Below are 19,030 nucleotides of genomic sequence, written 5' to 3'. Positions count from 1 at the left end.
CAGCGTCACGCGCGGCAGCAGGGCTTTTTCGGCGCTTTCCAAGCGGGAATCGGCGGCACGCAAGCGTCTAAAGGCGGCGATCACATCCGGGCGGCGATCCAATAACTCGGCCGGCAAGCCGGCGCTCAAGGTGGGCGGCGGTTGCGGCAACGATAATGTAGGGTCGAATTCATTCGACCCATCTTGCTTGGCTGGATTGTCCCCCGGATAGCGGCCCAGCAAGGTTTGCAGTCGCTTGCCAATTAATTGCACATCGTTTCTAGCCTGCGCCAGCTGTGCTTCGGCATTCGCCAGATCGGTTAGGACCAGACGCAAATCCAGGCCGCGAGTCAAGCCCTTGTTGAAGCGGCCGCGTACCAAGTCGACGATCACACCTCGGTCCTTGACCGACTGCGCCGCTACCGCCGCTTGCAGTTGCGCTTCGCTGAATTCGAAATAGGCTTGAGCAATCCTTGCCGCCAATGACAGTTGCGCGGCGCGGTAATCGTCGCCGGCGGCCTCGGCTTCGGTTTCCGCCGCTTGTTGTCCGGCCTTGATCCGTCCCCAGACATCCAGTTCCCAACTCAGGTTAAACATCGCCGTAAACGCGCCGGATTCGCTGTTTTCGCCACCAATATTGGTCTTTGCGCGTTGATAGCCGGAGATTAAAGACAGTTGCGGCCAGCGTCCGGAACCGGCAATAACCGCCTGCTCACGCGCCGCATCGACGCTAGCCGCAGCGCTTTTCAAATCGAAGTTATCCGTCAGGCCTGCTCGTACCAACGCCATTAAATGCGGATCATTAAAGGTTTCCAACCAACCTGACGCGGCGGGCTCGGCAAAATGGCCGTTGCTGCTCCAGCGTGGCTGCACCTGAAAAGCCAAGGCTTTTGCGTCCCGAGGCGCAGGCGATTCACAGCCAACGGTCCATACCGCCGATAAGGCTGAAAGAATCCATAACATCGGGCGGTGGGGTTTGGTGGGCATTAGGTCGGGATGGGGCGGGAATCGATAAATAAATCTGATGAATAGGGGTGGCTATTGATTAAGACGTTCAAAGCGGCTAAATCCCCACCGCAACCGAAAAATAATTGGGGCAAAATTCCGCACGGCATTTGATTGGCAGCAAAGACTTGGAACCAAGCTAACTATTCAGCGAACCCGCTGAGGCAAACTCACTCGACCTCTTAACCGGTAAGTTGCTTCAACTAAACCAAAGAAGTCCGTCATGCCCACCGGAATTTGTTTTTACTGCGTTACAATCCCTACTTTGCGCATGGCGCTCGTTTCCAGTCAATTCTTCAAACTACCCAGCCACACGATGAATATTTCGTTTGAAATCGTCCCTCGCAGCCTAGAGGCCTTCGACCAGCAATACGGCTTTGTGCAAACGCTGGACAAAGGTATCAACATCATCAATGTCCCGGATATCCAGCGCTTCGATACCCGTAGCTGGGAATTGGCGACCCGCGTTGATCGAAGCAGATACCGCTTTATCCCGCATTTTCGCGCGATTGATTTTAAAATCGAAAGCGGCGAACTCTACCGCATCATCGAAGAATATGCGCTCGACAGCGTGTTGCTTGTATCCGGCGATCCGCCGGAAGGGCTGAAGCGGTCTTTTTACAATACCGATGTGGTCGATTTGATTCGGGCGGTGCGCCAGCGTTTCCCAAGCCTGCATATTTATGCCGGCTTCGACCCGCACCGCAGCGGCGTCCAGGATGAATGCGACTATATCCAGCGCAAGGTCGATGCCGGTGCCGGCGGGTTTTTCTCTCAGCCGTTCTACGACAGCCGCATGATCGACATCTACGCCGAGCATATGCAAGACCTGGAAACTTACATCGGCATCAGCCCGATCACCAGCAAGGCTTCCATGAACTACTGGGAAGTAAAAAATAAGGTCAAGTTTCCGAAGAGTTTTCGGCCGGATTACGACTGGAACGTCGAATTTGCCAACGGCGTAATCGCCTCGGCGGCGGCGAATGGCTTGAACGTCTATTTCATGCCGATTCGGATTGACTTGGCGCGGTATTTTGGGGCAATTAGATTGGGCGGGTAATGTTGACGCCGACCATCGTTCCCAGATTTCGCGTCAGGTTCCCTCTCCTTCTGGGAGAGGGTTAGGGTGAGGGGATAAATAAGGAAAAAACGTTATTCTGATCCCCTCATCCCAACCTTCCCTTTATGCCCCGTGGGTACGGCGGGAGAAGGGGCGGGTGTGGGGTTGCGCGAACGCTGCCATAGATGCTCTGTGTCGCCCTATATACTATTCGCTATCGCTGGACCCGATTGAATGCCGCTTCCGGCATCGGCTGCCCGGATCAATCTAATCCGAGAGTTAACCTAAAAAAACAACTCGCGCATTTTTTGCCCCGGCGATTCGGCACGCATGAACGCTTCGCCGACCAGGAAGGTATAGATGCCGTTATCCTGCATCAATTTCACATCGGCCGGGGTGTGGATGCCGCTTTCGGTGACGATTAATTTGTCGGCAGGGATGGTGTTTTTCAAATCGATTGTGGTTTGCAAGGACACGTCAAAGGTACGCAGATTGCGGTTGTTGATGCCGATCATATTGGTGTTCAACTTTAGCGCTCGTTCCAGTTCCTCCGCGTCGTGTACTTCGGTCAGCACGTCCATGCCCAAGCCAGTGGCGGTGTCGGCCAGTTCTTTCAACATCGCATCATCCAGTGCGGCGACGATCAGCAAGATGCAATCGGCACCGAGGGCTCGCGATTCGTGAATTTGATACGGGTCGATCATGAAGTCCTTGCGAATCGCCGGCAGTGGGCAGTTTTGCCGCACCATTTGCAGATTGGCCTCCGAACCTTGGAAAAACTCTTTGTCGGTCAGCACCGACAAGCAAGTCGCGCCGCTAAATGCATAATCGACGGCTATTTCCACCGGCTTGAAATTCTCGCGAATCACGCCCTGGCTGGGCGAGGCTTTCTTGATTTCGGCGATGATCGCCGGCTTTTTCTGATCGGCCTTGCTGCGCAACGCCGAATAAAAGCCGCGCGGACCTTGCACGGTGCCGGCCAGTTCTTCCAGCAGCGACAGCGGCGTATTGCTTTTGCGGCGGGCGACTTCTTCGGCTTTTTTGGTTAGGATGGTTTTTAGGATGTCAGGTGTATCGGTCATGATGCTTGCTTTGTTTGTGTCGCTAACGCGACGGTTATTTTAAAGTCGGGTCTCGGCCCGACAGCCGAGATACTTTCTTTTGCTTGGCCAAAAGAAAGTATCCAAAGAAAAGGCCACCCCGATGCCGCTTTTTCCCTGCGCTCCTCGGGTTTGAACGGGGTTTTCGGAAGGGCTATCCCTAGCCCTCCGAAAACGAGCGGCATCCCTGCCGCTCCCCTGCGGGCTGATCCGTCCAAACCCTCCGGTGCTCGGCGCGGCATAGGGGGAGAAAACCGTCCCGGAATTCTAAGTTGGAAAAACTGGGCCGGTAGGACCGAGAATTTAATCTTAATCGGGCGCAGACTGGTTTTGAATCCGCCATATTTATGCATTTATTAAAGAAATTCTTTAAATTGTTGTATTTCCTTGAGCGGCCAATAGTAGGCTTTTGGTTCTGATTTCAAAGTCTTCAGAAAAATCAGCTGCTTTCAGTTTTTTAACTAGTTTTCTGACTTGTTCGCATTCGGTGTAATTAAAATTTGATCGTAACCATAAAAAACATATTATGAGCCAAGATGAGTATTTGCATATGTCACTTAAGTCACCGTGATTAATTTTAACTCCATCGCCTTCATGAACAATTTTAGATCTAAGATCATAAAGTACATTAATGCGCTTTGATAAGCAACGAATATTAGGCCTGTCACTAAACTCGTGTCCGCAATACCAAATTAAAATAGATACGCCGTCAATAAGATTTTTTGTTATTCCCTGTTGAGAATGAAAACCTGTTGTCAGCAAGCTTTCAATGGAAATCCAATACTTGACGAACGCCGAATCTGTTTTGAAATCGTTTTGAGCTTCTCCGATCCAATAAATAGCAGATTTAACTGCCTTTTCATAGTTATTAGAAGGATAAAAAATAAACACACTTAACTCATTTAAATAACCATTTTTCTTTAAATCGGAAAGGTTTTTTCTATAAATGTCAAAAGGAAGTAATGGGGCCGCCCCCCGATGATTAGGTAAGGAAATACTGTTAGACTCAACATAAAAAAAATCCGAATTTTTTTTAGGCCATTCGTTTTCTATAGAAATCTTAACCAAACCTTCTTTCACACGATCATGGTGGAACACACAAAATATGAATCTAAAATAAGAAATTACCGCATTCGCCTTCTCTCTGGCGACTAGTTCAGATAAATAGCGACAACCAAAAATACTTACCACTAAAACAGTTTTTCCAACAGAAGTTTTATTTAAAGTTGAATGCAAATGTTCTGTCCATCGATGATTATCACTCTTGTTGTCATCAAAAAATCGGTCAGCTAATATTTTATCAAATAAAACTATCGATACATCGCCGAACGCCTCTTGCGATATATCTTTTAACATCAACCCTTCTACAGGAAAGTAAAAGCTATATTTATGTAGTTTTGAGTTAATTTTCTCAATCCATGAAGAAACAAAAAAATCAAAATCAGATTTATTTCTCGTAAAAAAATGTTCATCAACTGACTCCACAAACGCTGAAAAAACAGTATCTAAACTAGCAACCCCACTAATATCCTCCCAAGCCATAAATTCTTTACAAAAATCTAAAAATAAATTGCATGTCTCGCGAGAATAAGCCAGCCTTGATTTATGGAGGTCATTTGGGTAATTTTCAATATCTTCTAAACAGGAAGGGATAATGAAATTTTTCTTATTCATGATAGAAGAAAAAGAACACTGTAGTTTTTTATGCAATTTCCTAGGTATATTTTGAAATATAATTTCCATTGAATATATTTACTTTTAGCTCGTAGGATGTGCTGAACAAACTAGATAGCATCGTTCGCGACAGATAGGCCTCCTAACATCTGAAGCATCCTGCGATAGAACTTGAAAACCCAGATAAAAATTTATCCAACAACTTTTCTTCTCGCGACGGGGTTAATCCCCTATGCCGCGCCGAGCACCGGAGGGTTTGGACGGATTGGCCCACAGGGGAGCGGCAGGGATGCCGCTCGTTTTCGGAGGGCTATGGATAGCCCTTCCGAAAACCCCGTTCAAACCCTACGGCGCGCAGGAAGCTAGCGGCATCGGGGTGGCTTTTTCTTTGGATACTTTCTTTTGGCCAAACAAAAGAAAGTATCGCGCCTGTCGGTGCGCGAACCGACTTTAAATCAAGCCGTCGCGATAGCGACACACATGTAATCTCAAGCCGCTATCGTCTGCACCGTCAACTTAACCCCAAGCGCCTTACAAACCTTGGCAATAGTCTCGAAGCGTGGCTGGGCATCGGCGCGTAAGGCTTTATACAAAGCTTCGCGACTGATGCCGGCGGCATTGGCAATCTCGGTCATGCCTCGCGCTCTGGCGATGCTGCCGAGTGCATGGGCCAAGGCTGCGGAGTCATCTTCTTCCAGAACCACGGTCAGGTATTCGGCAATGGCTTGATCGCTATCCAGATGTTCGGTAATGTCAAACACGGGTAAGTCGGCGATTTTAATTTTTTCATTCATGATTCAGTCCTCCAACAACGCGGCTAGGCGTTGAGCTTTGGCAATATCAGCGGTCTGACTGGATTTATCACCGCCACCCAGCATCACAATCAACACATCGCCCCGCTGCACGTAGTACATCCGCCAGCCCGGACCGAAATGTTCACGCATTTCAAAAACACCCTCGCCTACGGTTTTCACGTCGCCGAGTTTGCCTTGTTGGGCTTTTTCCAATCGGCGCGCCAAACGGCGACGGGTCAATCCATCTTTCAAGCCAAACAGCCATTCGCTGAATGCGGGGAGTTGTTTGATTGTGTACATACAGAAACTGTAATCGAACGATTACATTACGTCAATACTTTAACCAGCTTTGGAATACTCAATCAACGCCTCAAACTTACCCAACGCACTCCCATCCGCCAAAACCTGATGTGCCCGGCGAATGCCGGCATCCAGCGAATCGGTCAAATCGGCGGCATAAATCGCCGCGCCAGCATTTAAGGCGACAATGTCGCGGGCCGGGCCAGGTTGGTTGTTCAATACCGCGCGGATGATAGCCAGGCTATCGGCGGCGCAGGTAATCGACAAGGTTTCCAGGCTGGCGCGGGACAAACCAAATCCTTCAGGCGTGATGGTGTAGCAATGGACAATACCGTCGATTAATTCGGCAACGTCGGTCGGTGCGGCGATACTGATTTCATCCAGTCCGTCCCGCGCGTGCACTACCAACACATGCTTGCTGCCCAGTTTTTTCAGGACTTCCGCGACCGGCACCAGCCATTGTTTATCGAACACGCCGATCAATTGATGCGGGGCATTGGCCGGGTTGGAGAGCGGGCCGATCAGATTGAACAGAGTGCGCACGCCCATTTCCTTACGCGGGCCGACGGTGTGGCGCACTGCGCTGTGATGTTTGGCGGCAAACAAAAAGCCCACTCCAATTTCGTTTACGCATTGCGCCACTTGTTCAGCAGGCATATCCAGATTGATGCCGGCCGCTTCCAATACATCGGCACTGCCGCAACTGCTGGATACCGAGCGATTCCCGTGCTTAGCTACTTTGCCGCCCGCCGCCGCGACCACGAAGGCGGCGGTGGTGGATATATTAAAAGTATTGGCGCCGTCGCCGCCGGTGCCGCAGGTGTCTATCACATGTTCGCCGTGTACCGGCACTTGGCGCACCAGCTCGCGCAACACGCTGACCGCCGCGGCAATTTCTTCGATAGTTTCGCCCTTGCAGCGCAACGCAATTAAAAAACCGGCGATTTGCGCATCGGTCAGCTCGCCTTGCATCATGGTACGCATCACCGCGCGCATTTCCTCGGTGCTGAGGTCTTGTTTATCCAGAAGTTTTTGCAGCGTGGCTTGGATTTGCATGGAATGGATAGCCAGTGTATTTGTCGAGGTTGGGATGATAACAAACGCCGGCAATTATAGAAAACCTGGCAGATGCTGAATCCGGAGCGAACCCGGTCGCTTTGGACGATAGAATCTCGCGAACGTTAAGTTTGCGGGGGTAAGCATCTCATGCCACAAAAGCAGACGGCGGGGCTGAAATCCGGTATCGGGGCATCGCTATTGGTAGGTAAAAAAGGCCGTTTTAACCTCAAGATAATTTATAAATTTCAAGTTTTTTTGACTTTACGCATTGATTAATCCGTATTGTCTCCAGGGTAATTGACGGTGGCTAATTTAGCTGTTAAATGACGCTTAAGACTAGCTTTTTAAGTAAGCGGCTTGATGCCGTCAGCTAGTCTTATAGTGCATGGCGATGGCCTTTGGCCGTTTGGTAATGCGCGAAAAAATTGTTCCCGTTAATCAATGGAGAAACGACCATGAAACACCTTTCTAAGCCGATTCGGCGACTTTGCATTAAGACTTACCTATTCAGTTTGCTGGCACTGCCTCTTTGCGTTGTGCAACCCGCTGGGGCGGCCATGATTTCCGCGAGCGCGGCCATCGACTGGAGTACCTTTAAAATTACAGCCATCGATATCGGGAATGGCCTGCCGACCTTGACCTGGAGTAACCAGAATGACAACAGCCAAGTAAATTATGGTTACTACTATGCCAATGACAGCGCGGCAAATTGGAGCTCCGGGACTACGGCCACCGAAGGGGTATCCACATCAAGCTATAGCAAGTCTGCTTCCAGCTCCACATCGATTAGCGAGATAAAATCCAATGCTTCAATCGACGGCGCCTTTCCTTATCAAGGCTTATCGGCTAGTAGCAATAGTCAACGATCCGGCAATTTTACCGTGCAAGGTAGCGGGCTTTTACTTTTTGAGGCGAATTACAGTTTGACGGGAGACGTGGGTACGTCGAGTAATGCCTCGGCAAGCTCCAACATTAACTTCAATTTGAGTTATTACAACGGCGAGCATTCCGGGTCAGTTAACCAAAATATCAACCGATATATTTCAAGCGGCTCCGCGCCCGTTGCGGAAACCGATGTCTTGTCTGTCGCTTTGGTCTTTAAAGACGGCTGGAGCGGAAACTTTTCCGCGAGTACCAATGCATATGTTTCCGGTTACGACTACGGCAGCGGAGGCGGCGGAAGCGTACCGTTACCCGGCGCTTTCTGGCTATTCGGCAGCGCATTAGCCGGAGCCGCCTCACTGCGGTCGGCGAATACTATCCGCATGATGAAATCATTCGCAAAAGCCGCGAGCTAAATTAGATGATTGGGGGGTAGCTTCCGTCTACCCCTTTTTATTGGAATTGCACTGGCCCAATGATCACCTCGGCGGGCATTTTGTCCTGCCGTCATTTGACTTTCATATTTCCCGGTCGGCATCCTTGATGCGGTTATTTAGCAGGCGTTTATTTTTCAAAAACCCGAACGATTCAATCGGTCGGATTCGGCCAACAGCCGCCGCCAAAACTCCCGATTCTCATTGCTGCCGTAGCCAAGCTAAGGCCCCTAAACCTGCCGCGCGGCCGGTGGCCAAGCAGGCAGTGAGCAGATATCCACCCGTCGGCGCTTCCCAATCGAGCATTTCTCCCGCCACGAACAAGCCGGGAAACTTTCGCAGCATCAGCTGTTGGTCCAACTCGGTGAAACTGACGCCGCCGGCACTACTGATCGCTTCTGCAATAGGCCGGGTAGCCGTTAGCGTGATGGGCAGTGCTTTCAAGGTTATGGCAAGTTTGGCTGGATCGTCCATTTCGGCGGCAGACAAGGTTTCGCGCAACAAAGCGGCTTTGGCGCCGCTAATACCTAAACGTTTGCGCAGATGATTGCTCAAGCTGTCCTTACCGCGCGGCTTGGCCAGACGGTCGATGATATTTGCCAAGCTGCGATCCGGCAGCAAATCCAACTGTATCAACGCAGAACCCCTGGCAGCGATTTCCTCGCGCACCGGCGCGGACAACGCATAGATCAAGCCGCCTTCCAAACCGTACTCGGCTACCGTCAATTCACCTTGCTGGTTGAACGACTCACCAAGCTGGTTGCTGAATAGGATACTGACTGGCTTGAGCGGCTGGCCGGCAAAACGCTCGCGAAAATAGTCGCTCCAAACCGTTTCGAAACCGCAATTGGCCGGTTTTAGTGGTTCAACTGCGATGCCGCGCTGCGACAATATTGATTGCCAAATACCAGTCGAACCCAACTGCGGCCAACTGCCACCGCCCAAAGCCAAAACCACCGCATCGGCCTGGACAATTCGCTCGCCATCGGGCGTATCGAAGCGTAGGTCATTTTCCACCCAACCTAGCCAGCGATGGCGCATGCGAAACTGCACGCCGTTGGAACGCAGGCGATGCAGCCAAGCTCGCAACAACGGCGCGGCTTTCATCTCGTTTGGAAACACGCGGCCCGAGGTGCCGACAAAGGTTTCGATACCCAAACCTTGCACCCAGGCCCGCAACGCGTCCGGTAAAAAATCGTTCAATATCGGTTCCAGTTCCGCGCGCCGTGCACCGTAGCGGGACAAAAACTGCGCGAATGGTTCTGAATGGGTAATATTCATACCGCCCTTGCCAGCCATCAAAAACTTGCGTCCGGCCGAGGGCATAGCATCGTAAACGCTGACGTTCAAGCCGGCTTGGCTCAATACTTCGGAGGCCATCAGGCCTGCGGGACCGGCGCCGATTATGGCGACAGAATGTTTTGAATGGGTCACAGACCTGTCAAGTGAGAATGGATATTGCGGCAGCTATTTAGCCAAAGCTACCGGATAGTTCGGATGCTGCGGATTGACTATCAGTACTTGCTGACGCGGGTCGACGATTAAATCCATTGCTTCCATGGGAATAACACCTAGCAAAGGCTCGTTGCCCAATACCACAGCCTCGGTTACATAGGTTCGATTGGCGAACGCGATTTCAATGGGGGCTATTTTGGGTACTTTGCGCTGATGACCATCAGCCAGGGTCACTACCTGCTGGCTGACTTCGGTAATATCGAAGCCTAGTTGCAAGGCAATTTCTTCGGTGACACACATGAAGGTTGCACCAGTATCGACCAAGGCGTCTATCTCGACTTGTTTGCGGTTGAATAGGTTGGTTATTTTTAAGGTCGCATAGGTCAAGCCCATAAGTTACCTCCAAAGATCGCTGGAATCGTTCTTCAAAATATTTCGAATCGATTTTGATGGATCGGCATTCAAAAACGGTTGGTGGCTTGCAATGGAAATCTCTCCGGATGTTTGATCATCTCCACAGTCAGGTCTATATCCATGTCCGGCCAATAAAAATGATTGGGGGAAGGCTCTTCTACGTTACAGATAGCCTGAAAGGATTGGTTTTTAAGCCACGGAAAATTGTCGTAGGACATATAGAGCTCCTTTTCCCGAGTGTTTAATAAAATGCCGTGGCTGAAAATTTGGCTTACTTCAACAATAAAATCTTTATCGCGAGCTAGTGTAGCTGAGTCGCGTGTCGTACCATTTTTTCGGAGACCGGAAATTTGCTGCCAAATCATTGGAAGCGCCGCCACACCCAAAATCAGTTGAAACCAAAAAGCAAACCAGAACAAACCCGGCCGCCTGTCAATATCAATAATCGAGCTACTGCGACCAAAACCGATTTCACCTATAAACAACGCTTCCAGACATCCGTATACAAAATATAAGTCCCAAGCGAGAAGCAACCACCAAAAGCACAAGCCAAGCACTATAGATATGCGCGATTTAGTCCAGCCCACGCCTTAAATTACCTTTCCAAAAAATTCCGCAACATATCGTGCCCATGTTCGGTCAAGATCGACTCGGGATGGAATTGCACGCCTTCTATATCCAGGGTTTTATGTCTGACACCCATGATTTCGTCGATGTTACCGGCCTCGTCCTGGGTCCAGGCGGTCACTTCCAGGCAATCCGGTAAGCTGGTTTGTTCGATGACCAGCGAATGGTAACGGGTGGCGGTAAATGGATTGTTCAGGCCTTTGAATACACCGGCATCCTTGTGATAAACCGGTGAAGTCTTGCCGTGCATGATTTGCTTGGCGTGGATAATGTTGCCGCCAAAGGCGTAGCCGATACTTTGATGCCCTAAACAGACGCCCAGAATCGGATATTTACCGGCATAGCGGTGGATCGTGTCCACGGAAATACCCGCTTCTTTCGGTGTGCAGGGGCCGGGGGAAATCACGATTTTGTCCGGGCGCAACGCTTCTATTTCTTCCACCGTCACTTCGTCGTTGCGCACCACCACCACGTCGGCGCCGAGTTCGCCGAAATATTGCACCAGGTTGTAGGTGAAGGAATCGTAGTTGTCGACCATCACCAATCTGACGCCGCTCATGCTTTGCCTCCAAGGCCGGCTTCGGCCATGCTGACGGCGCGGAACACCGCGCGGCCTTTGTTCATTGTTTCATCCCATTCGTTGCGCGGCACGGAATCGTAAACGATGCCGGCGCCCGCCTGAATGTGTAAGGTTTGATCTTTAATCACCGCCGTGCGGATCGCAATCGCTGTATCCAGATTGCCGGACCAGGAAATGTAACCCACCGCGCCGGAATAAATGCCGCGCTTGACCGGCTCCAGTTCGTCGATGATTTCCATGGCCCGAATCTTTGGCGCGCCGCTGACGGTGCCGGCCGGGAAGGTGGCCGCCAGTACATCAAACGCGTTTTTGCCTTCCTGCAATTCACCGGTGACATTGGAGACGATGTGCATCACGTGCGAATAGCGTTCGACGATCATTTTGTCGGTGAGCTTGACGCTACCAATTTTGGCGACTCGGCCGGTGTCATTGCGGCCCAGGTCTATCAGCATCAAGTGTTCAGCGATTTCCTTCGGATCGGCCAGCAGTTCTTTTTCCAACTCCAAATCCTGTTCGTGTGTCTCGCCGCGCCGCCGAGTACCGGCGATTGGCCTGACGGTGATTTCGTTGTCTTCCAGGCGCACCAAAATTTCCGGTGACGAGCCCACCACCTGTAGATCGTCAAGATTCATGAAAAACATGTAGGGCGACGGATTCAGACAGCGGAGTGCCCGGTATAGATCCAACGGCGCGGCGCTGAAAGGAATCGACATCCGTTGCGACAATACCACCTGCATGCAATCGCCGTCGGTGATGTATTGCTTGGCTTTCAGTACCGCATTTTCAAAGCCTTGTTGGGTAAAGCCGGAAATAAAATCGGTTTCCTGTACATGCTTGGTCGCGGCATTCGGTTGCGGGTGGGCGTGCGGTTTGCGAAGTTTTTCTACCAGACGATCAAGTTTGGCTTTAGCGTTGTGGTAAGCATTGTCCTGGGCCGGATCGGCATGGGTCAGCAACAGCATTTTGCCGGACAGGTTGTCGAATATCAGCAAGTCTTGCGACACCATCAACAGAATATCCGGCGCGCCGATAGGATCGGGCTTGCCGCTGGGTTGCAGACGCGGTTCGATATAGCCTATGGTCTCGTAACCAAAATAACCGACCAAGCCACCATTGAAACGCGGCAAACCCGGCACGTCCGGCACGTTGTAGTTTTGCCGAAATTCTTCTATCCACTCCAGTGGCTGGGCGTGCTCAAACGTTTGCGTGACCTGACCGTCTTTTTCGACCGTGATGCTGTGGCCGCTGATTTTGATACGGGTTTTGCAAGGCAAGCCGATGATCGAATACCGTCCCCATTGCTCGCCGCCATGCACGGATTCGAACAAATAGGAATAAGGGCCGTCGGCCAGCTTTAAATATGCGCTGAGCGGCGTGTCCAGATCGGCCAGCACTTCGCGGCAGATCGGGATGCGGTTGTAGCCTTGTTGGGCGTATGCGGTAAATTCGGCGGGTGTCATTATTATTCTCTTGAAGCAACCGGTTGTGCGACTGCCGATTGTAACGCACAACGCGCCCGGCAGCGACCCGCGCGGCTTAAATCTATTCGCTCTGAGTTAACCGGCTTTGGAATGCTCGCGCCAGTCGATTTTATCCAGACCGAAGCGTTCTATTTTCCGGTACAAGGTAGTGCGGGTTATGCCCAGGTTTTTTGCCGCCAAGGATATATTGCCCGCGCATTCGCGCAGGCTGGCTTTAATGCCGTGCAACTCCCAGTCTTCCAAGGTCATGGCCCGGCCCGGCACCGCCGCTAGCGGGTAACTTGGCCCGTTGTCCAAGGCTTTATTGGCTATCCCCGGCATTACCTTGCCGAGTTCTTCGACAAAATCCAGCGGTAAATCCTGGCGGGTGATCAGGGTGTCGCCAGCGGTGTATAGCGTCGCCCTGATCACGTTAATCAGCTGACGAATATTGCCCGGCCACGGGTGTTGCTCGATCAACGCAATGACGCTCGGGCAAATGCTGATTGCCTGGGGGTTGGGCAGATTTGCCAGTTCGCGCTGCAAGATGTGATGAATGATGCCGAGCTTGTCGTCGCGCTCGCGCAAGGGTGGCAGATGAATTTGCGCGCCGTTAAGTCGGTAATACAAATCGCGGCGGAAACGGCCGGCTTCCACGGCTTCCAGCAAAGGGACGTTAGTCGCGGCGACGATTTGCACGTCCACCTTAATCGGCTTGCTGCCGCCGACCGGGGTGAATTCCGAGGTTTCCAAAACTCGTAACAGCGTGGACTGCAAATCCAGGCTCATATCGCCGATTTCATCCAGGAACAGGATGCCTTTGTCGGCCAACAGAAACTTCCCAGGCTTGCCGGCGCTGCGAGCACCGGTGAAACTACCGGCTTCGTAACCGAACAGTTCGCTTTCGATTAAGTCATGCGGAATCGACGCGCAGTTGATCGCGATCAAGGGCTGACTTTTTCGCGGTCCGGCGTGCTTCAACAGATTGACGAAATGATCCTTGCCCACACCCGATTCGCCGGTAATCAATATGGGGATTTTGTGCTGCTGCAGCTTCTGAGCTTTGTCGACCAAGGCCGTTAATTGTTCGGACATCGCTGCTTCGTGCTGGCTGGGCGGCTTTTTAGCCAGTTTGAACGGAATTTTTTCCAAAACTCGGGCCTGTGCCACCGGATTTTGCGTTAAAGGCAAATTGGTATTCAGCAGTACGCAGAGCAGATGTAGAAACGCGAACAAGGAGTTCATGCTTTCCTGTCTATCGCTGATCAAGCCGATCACGGCCTGTATGTTGTCGTCCTGGTCCAACAAGGGGTAACCGACCGTGGTGAATGGGTGAAGCAGGCTTAAAAAATGTTCCATACCTTGAAACGCAATCGGCTTTTTTAACTGGGCTGCCGTGCCGATGCCGTTGTTGCCCAAGACTGTTTCGCTCCAGCGGCTGTGTTTTTCATACAAACTCCGCATAAAGGGACTGGCAAACGGATTTTCGCCTAACACTTGTAGCAATTGCCCATGGGCGTCCGTAAGCACCAGCATCACCCCGGCCTCCTTTAAAAATACGTCGAATTGGTGCCCCAAGCGGCTGAGCATATCCGAAATGCGTTGCGCCTGATTGCAGAAGGCGGGGAGCGGGTCGGTGGCGGTGTTTAGATGATCCCAACGCACATAATTGCCTAACGGCAATTGATAGTCTTCCAGGCAGCGGCGCCAGGATTCCGTAACTTCCGCGCGCACCCAGTCCGCGTGATCCGGCACGCAGCGGCTTTGCGCCATCCAGCGCCAGGCTTGTATCGGTCGGTCAACTTCAAACTCTAGTGCGGTTTTGAACGAGCAAGCTTCTTTGATGATTTTGACGTTGTGGGGCAAATGCAAGGCAATATCCATTTTTCCTCTTGTATTTTGGCGTGCCAAATTAGTATCGGCACAAAACAAAAATATAAAAAACAGAGGTTTAGCTGCTTTTTACTGCGATGCGGACCAAAATAACAAAATCAAAAAAAGAGGCAATGCGACATAACGTCACATTGCCTAACTCTATTGCAGAATTGAGGTAAAAAAGCTCTCACTTTCGGAGGTGGAGAGGAGGTAGGAAGGGTATTGATTACATGCGCGGATCTTCGCGGGTGGCGGCGGCCCATTCCGGCGAATAGCCGGTCATGACGGACAGGTCCGGCACGTTCATGACGACGGTGTCGCTGCTGATCAAGGTGCCCACCACACTGACCGCATTGCGCAAGGCCATACGCAGCACTTTCACGGGATCGAGAATACCAATCTCCAAAAAATGTCCGTAGCGTAACTGCTGCATATCCACGGCAAAGGTCGGATCAGTCTCCGAAGACAAGCGCATCAGCACTTCTTCACTGTTCAGGCCGCAATTGCTCAACAATTGCCGGAGGGGCGCGCCGAGCGCTTGCTTGACGATGGCGATACCTTGCTGTTGCTCGGCATTTTCGGCAATCACTTCGTCCAGCACCGCCATGCATCGCCACAAGCCCACGCCGCCACCGGGTAAAACCCCTTCCGCCAGCGCCGCCTTGGCGGATAAATAGGCATTTTCGATCCGTACCAAACGTTCCTTGATTTCCACATCGGTGATGCCGCCGACACTGAAGGTGCCGGTCTTGCCCGACAGGACCGAGATGCGCTCTTCCAGCTCGTCTGCTTCGTGTAAATTGCCGGTGGCGGAACCTTCGCCGGGCTTGCGGGCGCGAACCAGATCCAACTCCCGTTGGAGCGCCTGTATGCGTGTATTCACCGGTTCGCGCGAACCAGCCGCGCCGATGATCGTCGTATTGCCTTCTGATATGACCGCGCGCTGTGCCTGACCGAGTTGGGCCAGCGTGACGTCTTCCAGGCGCATGGCATGCGCCTCCAAAATAGCGGTGCCGCCAGCCAATAAGGCCAAGTCGCTCAAGCGATTGACGCGCTTGTCGCCAAAACCCGGCGGCTTGACCGCCACCACTTTGAAAATGCCGCGTACATGATTCAGCAACAAGCCGGTCAACGCCTGCTCGGCCACCGCTTCGGCAATCACCAACAGCGCCCGGCCTTCCGCCGCAACCTCTTCCAGAATGGGTACCAGATCCATAAAGTCACTGATTTCCCGGTCATACAACAGAATGTAGGGCCGCTCCAAAACCGCTTCAGCGCGGGTTTTATCGGTGATGAAATACGGCGACAAATAGCCTTGCTCGTAATGGATACCTTCCACAATCTCCAATTGATCTTCGCGGCCATTGCCCAGCTGAAAGGTCAAGGTGCCTGCTTCGCCGAGCTCGGCCAAGGCCTCTTTCAGCAACTTGCCGACACCAGCCTCGCCTTTACTGGCGACCAACGCGATTTTTTCAACCCAGTCTTCCGTGCTGTCGGTGACGGCGTTTTTTTGCAAATGCTGCTCCACCAAGATCAGCGCCAACTCCATGCCTTTTTGCAATTGCATGGGATGAAAGCCGGCCGCGACGCTTTTCAGCGCTTCCACCGCCAGGCTTTGCGCCAGAACAATCGCCGTGGTAGTACCGTCACCCACTTCGCGAGACACCGCACCGGCGACATCCCGCAACATGCGCGCGCCCAAATCGGCGATGCGATCTTCCATGACGATGGCATTGGCCACAGTGACGCCATCTCGGGTAAAGACGGGCATGATGCCGTCGGTCCGGTGTTGAATCATCACGGCGGGACCGGCGCTACCCAGCGTAACGCTCGCCGCTCGCGCCACCGCATTGATACCTTGCAGCAAACGCTGCCGAGCTTCCGGGTTGTAAATAACTTGTTTACTCATTTCTAGGATGTCTCAATCGGTTAGAGGTGTGAATTTAATTTCATTAAGGTTTGCCCCACTTGAGCGCGGGTTTGATGAGCACGTTTGGCATTGGCCCAGATACGGATAAGAATTTTGTCCCAATAGTCCAAGCCGCGTTTAAAGTCAGTTTCTTCTTCCGCAGTGAATTCCTGATTCCAGAATTCCTTTAATTCCTGAACCCTGGCATGCCCTAGCTTTTCCAGAATTTCCTGTTCTTCCATGACCAGTTTTCTGATCGTTTCATCCAGTTGAATAGCCATGCCTGCAAGAAACTCTAAATCATCGGCTTTCATAATTAGCCTCAGCATCGTTGCGCCTTTTTCGGCACGAAAATAGCGGTTTTAAATTGGCAAACAGGCGTGTCGAGCTTCGCCAAAACCCTACGCCAGCCTATTTGCCGGTGGCATTACGGCGACCCACTGGGCAGGAATTTTTCAAGGTAGATGCGTTCCTTGGGGATGCCCATTTCGGCGCACACCGCAAAGGTGGCGTCGACCATGCCCGGCGGCCCGCAGAGGTATAAATCGGGCTTGGCACCGGTATCCTTCAAATCGCGGCGCAGAATGTCCACCACGCTGCCTTTTTCACAATGCCAGTCGTCCGAGCATTTCCAGACGCAGTTTCTCAGCTCCAGCGTCGGCATTTGCGCGGCCAACTGGTTCAACTCGTCCAGATGAAAAATTTCGGCTTCGGTATTCACCCCAAAATAAATGATGCACTTCTGCGGCTCATCCCATTCCTGCATGCGGCGCACCATCGACAGTATCGGCGCCAGCCCGGTACCGCCGGCCACGAAATAGCGCGGGGTAAAGCCGTTTTCTTTCAAGCCGAAAATGCCCGACGGGCCTTTGACATTTAGTTTCTGACCCAGCTTGGCCTCGTTTTTTAAATACTCCGAAAATTTGCCGCCATCCACGATGCGAATCAAAAACTCCAGATCGCCTGTTTTATTGGACGTATTGGCGGGGGAATAGGAACGGGTGATGGTCGTGCCGGGAATTTCCAAATCAAAAAACTGCCCGGAGTCGAACTTAATGGTTTGATCGTCCCCCGTGCGCCGCAGCAGAAGTTTCATCACGTTGATGGAGATTTGCGACAACTCAATCACTTCCGCTACAAACGTCAAACCTTCCGGCGAGAATGAAATCCTGTCGTAGGTATAAGGCACTTCGACTTCTAAATCGCTTACGGGGTAGCAGCGGCACAACAACACTTCGCCGGCCTCTTCCTCTTCATACGGCAAGGCCTGCGAACTGCATTTGCCCAACACATAATCGCCTTCCGCGCAAAATCCTTTGCAGGTGGCGCAGCCACCTTCGCGACACGACGACATCAGGTAAATATCCTGCCGTACCGCGGCAGTGATGACATCCTCGTCTTCGTAACAATCAAAGCAAACGGATTCCCCGTCTTGAGTAATGATTTTAATTTGATGGGCGCTCATGTCATTCTCCAAGGCATTGGCTTTTGGCCGACACGCTGAAAAACGCCAATACGTGGTCAACCGCGCGCCTCGATGCGTCCAGCGTCAGGGAACAGCCTTCCTGCACCAGTTTTTGGTCGCGGTAGATGGTCCAACGCCACATAAATTCCAGATCTTCGCTGAATGCAGTGTAGGGTTCGATATCGTATAGCTTGGTGAGCTTGTCGGCTTCGCACGGAAAAGCGGGCGTAACCGCCGACTTAAAATTTGAGAAAAAATCCATGATACTGATTCTATGAAAGGGTTCGTTGGTATCGAAGCGCACACAAACGCAGCCTTGCTCACTGCTACGTAAGCTACCAGTAGGTTTTGTCCGCTATCGGTTTATTGGCTGTAAAGGATTCGCCACGCCTCCGGCGTGGCGATCCACAACATGCCGTACCCGCCTAGTCAGGTCACGGCAATCCTGCCCGGCGATTACTGTAAGGTAACCACTTTCACACCGCGTTTTTTACGCAATGCCTCTAACGGCAAGGCGTAGTAGTCGGTGTTACGCAGTTCCATCAACTTGGTGCCCAATTGCCTATCCGTGTCGAGAAACACATTGACCGGCATGACAGGCGGTTTGCAAGCCAGTCTGAAGTTGATATGAATGCGCTCCGCTTCGTACATGTCCTCGCAGGCTTCCATTTTGCCGATGACTTCATTGGCGACTTGCTGGGCATTGGCGCCGCAGCTGCAATTGTTGAGCAGCTGGGTGTCGTTGAATTCCTTATGTTTCAATAGCGCCAGCTTCTCTTCAATTTTCAGCTCTATCCAAAGGCCATCCAGTTCCAAAGACCAGTCGGTTTTGAACGGGCTCATGTGCTTGGCGCGAAAATCGGTGATGAAGGCATGCGCTTTCGCCACCGTGTCCAGCGTCGCAATTTTTGCCATCCAGGCGTTACGGGTCGGATTATCGTGAATATTTGCCATTGTT

19 protein-coding genes are annotated in these 19,030 nt (G+C 51.8%); 2 read left to right on the top strand and 17 right to left on the bottom strand.

What is annotated here, in order from left to right; all coding sequences use genetic code 11:
- The coding region (locus NP589_RS11120; protein WP_256607043.1) for a TolC family protein at window positions 1-966 on the bottom strand (966 nt) is incomplete at its 3' end.
- A 334-nt stretch (window positions 967-1,300) separates the two neighbouring features.
- Here NP589_RS11120 and NP589_RS11115 point away from each other — a divergent pair.
- Window positions 1,301-2,044, top strand: a complete 744-nt coding sequence (locus NP589_RS11115) for a methylenetetrahydrofolate reductase (RefSeq protein ID WP_256607042.1) — start codon at window positions 1,301-1,303, stop codon at window positions 2,042-2,044.
- 284 nt (window positions 2,045-2,328) lie between these two features.
- On the opposite strand, the gene trpC is transcribed toward NP589_RS11115, so the two are convergent.
- The 5 genes from trpC to trpD all read right to left on the bottom strand — a co-directional run bounded on the left by trpC (window position 2,329) and on the right by trpD (window position 6,968).
- A complete protein-coding gene (gene trpC, locus NP589_RS11110; protein WP_256607041.1) occupies window positions 2,329-3,126 on the bottom strand; it encodes an indole-3-glycerol phosphate synthase TrpC in 798 nt (265 codons plus the stop codon).
- Window positions 3,127-3,513: 387 nt separating this feature from the next.
- Window positions 3,514-4,818, bottom strand: coding sequence for a HEPN domain-containing protein (locus tag NP589_RS11105; protein ID WP_256607040.1), 1,305 nt, complete (start codon window positions 4,816-4,818; stop codon window positions 3,514-3,516).
- 488 nt (window positions 4,819-5,306) lie between these two features.
- The gene (locus tag NP589_RS11100) at window positions 5,307-5,612 is read right to left on the bottom strand and encodes an addiction module antidote protein (protein ID WP_256607039.1); all 306 of its coding nucleotides are present in this window, start codon (window positions 5,610-5,612) and stop codon (window positions 5,307-5,309) included.
- Window positions 5,613-5,615: 3 nt separating this feature from the next.
- Window positions 5,616-5,912 carry a type II toxin-antitoxin system RelE/ParE family toxin gene (locus tag NP589_RS11095; RefSeq protein ID WP_256607038.1) on the bottom strand — a complete coding sequence of 99 codons (297 nt, stop codon included), beginning with the start codon at window positions 5,910-5,912 and terminating at the stop codon, window positions 5,616-5,618.
- Window positions 5,913-5,951: 39 nt separating this feature from the next.
- Window positions 5,952-6,968 (bottom strand): anthranilate phosphoribosyltransferase, encoded by a 1,017-nt coding sequence (trpD, locus tag NP589_RS11090; RefSeq protein WP_256607037.1) that lies wholly within the window; start codon window positions 6,966-6,968, stop codon window positions 5,952-5,954.
- 428 nt (window positions 6,969-7,396) lie between these two features.
- Between trpD and NP589_RS11085 the strand changes: the two genes are divergently transcribed.
- Window positions 7,397-8,269, top strand: coding sequence for a hypothetical protein (locus tag NP589_RS11085; protein ID WP_256607036.1), 873 nt, complete (start codon window positions 7,397-7,399; stop codon window positions 8,267-8,269).
- A 219-nt stretch (window positions 8,270-8,488) separates the two neighbouring features.
- Here NP589_RS11085 and NP589_RS11080 read toward each other — a convergent pair whose 3' ends face one another.
- The 11 genes from NP589_RS11080 to mmoZ form a co-directional block, all read right to left on the bottom strand.
- Window positions 8,489-9,721, bottom strand: coding sequence for a TIGR03862 family flavoprotein (locus NP589_RS11080; RefSeq protein ID WP_256607035.1), 1,233 nt, complete (start codon window positions 9,719-9,721; stop codon window positions 8,489-8,491).
- A 33-nt stretch (window positions 9,722-9,754) separates the two neighbouring features.
- The gene (locus tag NP589_RS11075; protein ID WP_256607034.1) at window positions 9,755-10,135 is read right to left on the bottom strand and encodes a clan AA aspartic protease; all 381 of its coding nucleotides are present in this window, start codon (window positions 10,133-10,135) and stop codon (window positions 9,755-9,757) included.
- Between the two features lie 68 nt (window positions 10,136-10,203).
- The gene (locus NP589_RS21755) at window positions 10,204-10,743 is read right to left on the bottom strand and encodes a DUF2442 domain-containing protein (RefSeq protein ID WP_256607033.1); all 540 of its coding nucleotides are present in this window, start codon (window positions 10,741-10,743) and stop codon (window positions 10,204-10,206) included.
- A gap of 8 nt (window positions 10,744-10,751) precedes the next feature.
- Complete coding sequence (locus tag NP589_RS11065) at window positions 10,752-11,342, bottom strand: anthranilate synthase component II (RefSeq protein ID WP_256607032.1); 591 nt, start codon at window positions 11,340-11,342, stop codon at window positions 10,752-10,754.
- Window positions 11,339-12,823 carry an anthranilate synthase component I gene (trpE, locus tag NP589_RS11060; RefSeq protein WP_256607031.1) on the bottom strand — a complete coding sequence of 495 codons (1,485 nt, stop codon included), beginning with the start codon at window positions 12,821-12,823 and terminating at the stop codon, window positions 11,339-11,341. Before trpE ends, NP589_RS11065 begins: the two co-directional genes overlap by 4 nt.
- A gap of 96 nt (window positions 12,824-12,919) precedes the next feature.
- Window positions 12,920-14,707 (bottom strand): sigma-54-dependent Fis family transcriptional regulator, encoded by a 1,788-nt coding sequence (locus tag NP589_RS11055; RefSeq protein ID WP_256607030.1) that lies wholly within the window; start codon window positions 14,705-14,707, stop codon window positions 12,920-12,922.
- Window positions 14,708-14,924: 217 nt separating this feature from the next.
- Complete coding sequence (gene groEL / locus NP589_RS11050; RefSeq protein WP_256607029.1) at window positions 14,925-16,607, bottom strand: chaperonin GroEL; 1,683 nt, start codon at window positions 16,605-16,607, stop codon at window positions 14,925-14,927.
- Between the two features lie 20 nt (window positions 16,608-16,627).
- Window positions 16,628-16,921, bottom strand: a complete 294-nt coding sequence (locus NP589_RS11045) for a hypothetical protein (protein WP_256607028.1) — start codon at window positions 16,919-16,921, stop codon at window positions 16,628-16,630.
- 113 nt (window positions 16,922-17,034) lie between these two features.
- The gene (gene mmoC, locus NP589_RS11040; protein WP_256607027.1) at window positions 17,035-18,072 is read right to left on the bottom strand and encodes an aromatic/alkene monooxygenase hydroxylase FAD-binding subunit MmoC; all 1,038 of its coding nucleotides are present in this window, start codon (window positions 18,070-18,072) and stop codon (window positions 17,035-17,037) included.
- A gap of 1 nt (window position 18,073) precedes the next feature.
- Window positions 18,074-18,334, bottom strand: a complete 261-nt coding sequence (gene mmoD, locus NP589_RS11035) for a soluble methane monooxygenase-binding protein MmoD (protein ID WP_256607026.1) — start codon at window positions 18,332-18,334, stop codon at window positions 18,074-18,076.
- A gap of 194 nt (window positions 18,335-18,528) precedes the next feature.
- Window positions 18,529-19,026: an aromatic/alkene monooxygenase hydroxylase subunit gamma gene (gene mmoZ / locus NP589_RS11030; protein WP_256607025.1), complete on the bottom strand. Its 498-nt coding sequence runs from the start codon at window positions 19,024-19,026 to the stop codon at window positions 18,529-18,531.
- Window positions 19,027-19,030 lie beyond the last annotated feature (4 nt).

Source organism: Methylomonas rosea (assembly GCF_024505055.1).
Classification (GTDB): domain Bacteria; phylum Pseudomonadota; class Gammaproteobacteria; order Methylococcales; family Methylomonadaceae; genus Methylomonas; species Methylomonas rosea.
This window is presented reverse-complemented; position numbering and strand designations above follow the sequence as displayed.

Bases quoted from the DNA above. Each gene is read 5' to 3' on its own strand.
- NP589_RS11115 (WP_256607042.1), top strand. From the start codon at position 1,301: ATGAATATTTCGTTTGAAATCGTCCCTCGCAGCCTAGAGGCCTTCGAC.
- trpC (WP_256607041.1), bottom strand. From the start codon at position 3,126: ATGACCGATACACCTGACATCCTAAAAACCATCCTAACCAAAAAAGCC.
- NP589_RS11105 (WP_256607040.1), bottom strand. From the start codon at position 4,818: ATGAATAAGAAAAATTTCATTATCCCTTCCTGTTTAGAAGATATTGAA.
- NP589_RS11100 (WP_256607039.1), bottom strand. From the start codon at position 5,612: ATGAATGAAAAAATTAAAATCGCCGACTTACCCGTGTTTGACATTACC.
- NP589_RS11095 (WP_256607038.1), bottom strand. From the start codon at position 5,912: ATGTACACAATCAAACAACTCCCCGCATTCAGCGAATGGCTGTTTGGC.
- trpD (WP_256607037.1), bottom strand. From the start codon at position 6,968: ATGCAAATCCAAGCCACGCTGCAAAAACTTCTGGATAAACAAGACCTC.
- NP589_RS11075 (WP_256607034.1), bottom strand. From the start codon at position 10,135: ATGGGCTTGACCTATGCGACCTTAAAAATAACCAACCTATTCAACCGC.
- NP589_RS11065 (WP_256607032.1), bottom strand. From the start codon at position 11,342: ATGAGCGGCGTCAGATTGGTGATGGTCGACAACTACGATTCCTTCACC.
- trpE (WP_256607031.1), bottom strand. From the start codon at position 12,823: ATGACACCCGCCGAATTTACCGCATACGCCCAACAAGGCTACAACCGC.
- NP589_RS11055 (WP_256607030.1), bottom strand. From the start codon at position 14,707: ATGGATATTGCCTTGCATTTGCCCCACAACGTCAAAATCATCAAAGAA.
- groEL (WP_256607029.1), bottom strand. From the start codon at position 16,607: ATGAGTAAACAAGTTATTTACAACCCGGAAGCTCGGCAGCGTTTGCTG.
- NP589_RS11045 (WP_256607028.1), bottom strand. From the start codon at position 16,921: ATGAAAGCCGATGATTTAGAGTTTCTTGCAGGCATGGCTATTCAACTG.
- mmoC (WP_256607027.1), bottom strand. From the start codon at position 18,072: ATGAGCGCCCATCAAATTAAAATCATTACTCAAGACGGGGAATCCGTT.
- mmoD (WP_256607026.1), bottom strand. From the start codon at position 18,334: ATGGATTTTTTCTCAAATTTTAAGTCGGCGGTTACGCCCGCTTTTCCG.
- mmoZ (WP_256607025.1), bottom strand. From the start codon at position 19,026: ATGGCAAATATTCACGATAATCCGACCCGTAACGCCTGGATGGCAAAA.